This window comes from Clostridium sp. YIM B02506 (assembly GCF_022324845.1).
Taxonomy (GTDB): domain Bacteria; phylum Bacillota; class Clostridia; order Clostridiales; family Clostridiaceae; genus Clostridium_T; species Clostridium_T intestinale.
This window is the reverse complement of record NZ_JAKGTG010000009.1, coordinates 1-4,069: the sequence shown is the minus strand read 5'-3', so window position 1 is coordinate 4,069 and position 4,069 is coordinate 1. Positions and strand designations below refer to the sequence as shown.

Here is a 4,069-nt window from a genome sequence, read left to right as displayed (position 1 = left end):
TCGATGGTAGTGGTATAGGAATATCAACCTATTGTCCATCACCTACGCCTTTCGGCCTCGGCTTAGGTCCCGACTAACCCTCAGCGGACGAGCCTTCCTGAGGAAACCTTAGGTTTTCGGCCTGTGAGATTCTCACTCACATCTCGCTACTAATGCCAACATTCTCACTCGTAAACAGTCCACCGCTCCTTTCGGTACGACTTCTGCCCGTTTACGACGCTCCTCTACCGCTTACATTACTGTAAGCCCGTAGCTTCGGTGGTAAGTTTGAGCCCCGAACATCTTCGGCGCAGGATCTCTCGACTAGTGAGCTATTACGCACTCTTTTAATGAGTGGCTGCTTCTAAGCCAACATCCTAGTTGTCTTCGAAATCCCACATCCTTTTCCACTTAACTTACACTTTGGGACCTTAGCTGACGATCTGGGCTGTTTCCCTTTTGACTACGGATCTTATCATTCGCAGTCTGACTGCCGAACTAATAGTATATGGCATTCGGAGTTTGATAAGGTTCGGTAAGCGATATGCCCCCTAGCCCATTCAGTGCTCTACCTCCATTACTCATATTCGACGCTAGCCCTAAAGCTATTTCGAGGAGAACCAGCTATCTCCGAGTTCGATTGGAATTTCTCCGCTATCCACAGCTCATCCCATGGTTTTTCAACACCAACGTGGTTCGGTCCTCCACGAGATTTTACTCTCGCTTCAACCTGGCCATGGATAGGTCACCCGGTTTCGGGTCCACGACATGCAACTTTGTGCCCTATTAAGACTCGGTTTCCCTTCGGCTCCGTACCTTAAGTACTTAACCTCGCTACATATCGTGACTCGTTGGCTCGTTCTACAAAAAGCACGTCATCACACATATAAAGTGCTATGACCGGTTGTGGGCATACGGTTTCAGGTTCTATTTCACTCCCCTCCCGGGGTTCTTTTCACCTTTCCCTCACGGTACTTCTTCACTATCGGTCATCGGGTAGTATTTAGCCTTGGGAGGTGGTCCTCCCTGCTTCCCACAAGGTTTCACGTGTCTCGTGGTACTCTGGATCAGAACTTACTATTTCGCGTTTTCATCTACAGGACTATTACCTTATGCGGTGGAACTTTCCAGTTCTCTTCGATTAACGTAATTTAGCTTTTATGTTCTGTCCGCAACCCCAGAAATAAATTTCTGGTTTGGGCTCTTTCCCTTTCGCTCGCCGCTACTTAGGAAATCGATTTTTCTTTCTCTTCCTTCAGGTACTTAGATGTTTCAGTTCCCTGAGTTTACCCTCCATAAGCTATGTATTCACTTATGGATACATGGGGTTTCCCATGTGAGTTTCCTCATTCGGAGATCTCTGGATCACAGGCTATTTGCGCCTACCCAGAGCTTTTCGCAGCTTATCGCGTCCTTCTTCGGCTCCCGATGCCAAGGCATTCACCATACGCCCTTTATATCTTGACCTATCTTCAAAACGTTATTAACTTCGCATTGCGTTGTCGACTTCCTCGCTCTGATGCTCACTTATTGAATAAGCTCCGCTTCTCACTCGTCGTCTCCTAGCACTACTCGTTCCTAACGTTTTTCAGCTCAATTAACTATTGCTATTGAACATTTTATCAATATACAGATTTGATTCTGAAACTATTGATAAATTAACTTAGTAGCTTAAATTAACTTTAGATAACTAATTATTTTTCAGAAATTCAATACCTTGAATTTCTTCCTTAACTCTCAACTATCCATTCTTAATTTTCAACTAAATAAGTTGTCATTCTATAAAGAATATTGATTATTTTGCCAACTGGCTTTAAATATATATTACTTTACTTACTTACTCTAAAGAGTAAGTTCGAATTTCTAAATCAAAGATTTAGATTCTCACTTATGTGCAATTTTCAAAGAACTTATCGCCTCTATCTTGGCGACAAATAGTATTATATAAATATACTTACTAATTGTCAATATGCTTTTTAAATTTTTTAGAGATTTTTTTGTATATTTTCTTCAAAAGCTATCTATTAACTTTTTTTCATATATTCTCTTAATCTTTGCTTATAGTATTCTACTTTATAAGTTTATACTTTTGGTATCTGCTATTAGGTCTATTGGGTAATGTATAAGTTATAATATTAACTTTTAATAATCTATTAATTGCTCTTTTTAAATTACCATTTATAATTCCATATCCTAATGCTTCAATTATTTCCTTCTTAGACATCTCCTTCTCATCTAATAATTCAAGTATTCTCTTTTCAGTATCATTTATATAGAGCTCTTTAAATCTATCTTGAGCCTCATCTTGCACCCTGTCTTGGGCCCTTCCTTCCAAGAAACAAGAATTTATAGGTAATCTAACTAAAAAGTAGGTTCTTTCTTCATCAGTTTCAAATATAGGTTTAGGTGAATTGTTCTTTTCCATACACTCAATGATCTTAGATAAACCTGTTGCTCTTCCATCTGCAAACTTCATAGCTTTAAGGAATTCTCCCAGCCTCCTATTTCTATATCTTCTAGCTATTACTTTTCCTTTATTAATATCCTCAATCTTTATTGATTTATCCGCTCCTGGATAACTTATTATAGCTATCTCTTCTTTCTCTATTCTAACTTCTATGGGATTATTATCCATGTAGTCTCTATGGTACACAGCATTAACTAAAGCTTCTTTAATAGCTTCATCTGGATAATTAAACATCTTTAGTTCATTGCCTTCCTCATTTAATTTAATAACCTTTTCCTTTATAACTGAATTTCTAATATAAATTAGCACCCCCAATAACTGAGTATATATTGATCCTTTAAAAACACTTTCCGAAAAATTTCTTCCCTCGGAAACATCATTAAAATTCACAACCTCAATTTGACAACTTGGAAAAAATCTTTCAGGAGCATCACTAAACATTAATAAACCTATATTTTTAACCTTAACTTCCTCATTAAATATTTCTAGTACATTCATCTCACCTAACAAATTTTCTATAGGCTGCTTTCCAACCTGCCAATATAGCTGATTTTCCGAAGATCTAAAATACTCTTTTATTAAATCTAACTTTAAATCTCCAATATCAGCATAGTTATTCACTCTATCATCAAAGGGAACATTTTCTCTTTCTTCGTAAAAATTATTTGATATCTTCGCTTCTGCTTTAAAATCTCTAGCTAAACTTACTAAGTTGTCTTTTTCTTCTATAGCAAACCCACCCTGCTCCTTTATAATCCCATAATAACATCTTATAGAATCATCTATAATTCTACTAATTCTGATATTCACATTTGGATGCATCATTCTCATCTCAGTAACCATATTAACCGTTGATTTTCTAAGTCTAACATTTTTAGTAACATCATATTCTTCATTTTCTGTAGATATATTTAGACTATTAATAATAACTTTCTTCTTTACTTCTTCTTTAGAAACCTTGGAATTACTATTAACTTTTTCTTCTACAGGTTGAGGAACCTTCTTCTCAAACTCTTTTAATTCCTTTTCACTATTATCAAAAAAGAATTCCTCTATAACCACACCTTCAACTTCATCAGTATCATACCAATGTGATTCACTTAAAATATCATCATCATTCCCAATCACTTCTTTAATAGCTTTCTTCTTACCCATAACCATCCTCCCACAAGTTCTTCTCTATATACTATGACTCCAAATCTAAAAGAGTTTCTATATTTCTGATGTTCTGCACTTCTGATTTTCTGCACTTCTGCACTGTAGGAGCGTTTCTCAGCTCCATCAAATTCCTTCTACTAAAGGATTAGACTGGCGCTGAAAGACGCGCCTACCGAATAGGAGTGCAAGTCTCATTAAATTCCTTTTAATTTCTACACTGTAGAAAGTGTTTCTCAGCCTTTATTAAATTCCTTTCACCAACTAATTAGACTTCTATTAAAAAATACGACAAAAAAGGTTACTAGATAAATCTAGTAACCTTTAACATTATCTCAAAATTAAACAGAGGAAAACGTAAATCTTTGTCAATTATATTGACTGAATTTTATACTTAAATTCTACTAAGTTGTAGTTTTAAGTAATTTCTCCATAGAAAGGAGGTGATCCAGCCGCAGGTTCTCCTAC

The 4,069-nt window shown here is 36.4% G+C and carries 2 protein-coding genes and 1 other annotated feature (1 of these 3 cut by a window edge); both genes read right to left on the bottom strand.

The genetic code is table 11. The annotated features are described in order from the left end of the window. Positions 1-1,446: a sequence feature (mutual gap in cmsearch alignment for this rRNA model is longer than 100), on the bottom strand; it reaches 1,466 nt to the left of the window's first position. 601 nt (positions 1,447-2,047) lie between these two features. Further along, positions 2,048-3,601: an ATP-binding protein gene (locus tag L1S49_RS08925; protein WP_238903703.1), complete on the bottom strand. Its 1,554-nt coding sequence runs from the start codon at positions 3,599-3,601 to the stop codon at positions 2,048-2,050. Then, complete coding sequence (locus L1S49_RS23195; RefSeq protein WP_275299558.1) at positions 3,571-3,696, bottom strand: hypothetical protein; 126 nt, start codon at positions 3,694-3,696, stop codon at positions 3,571-3,573. Before L1S49_RS23195 ends, L1S49_RS08925 begins: the two co-directional genes overlap by 31 nt. Between the last annotated feature and the right edge of the window lie 373 nt (positions 3,697-4,069).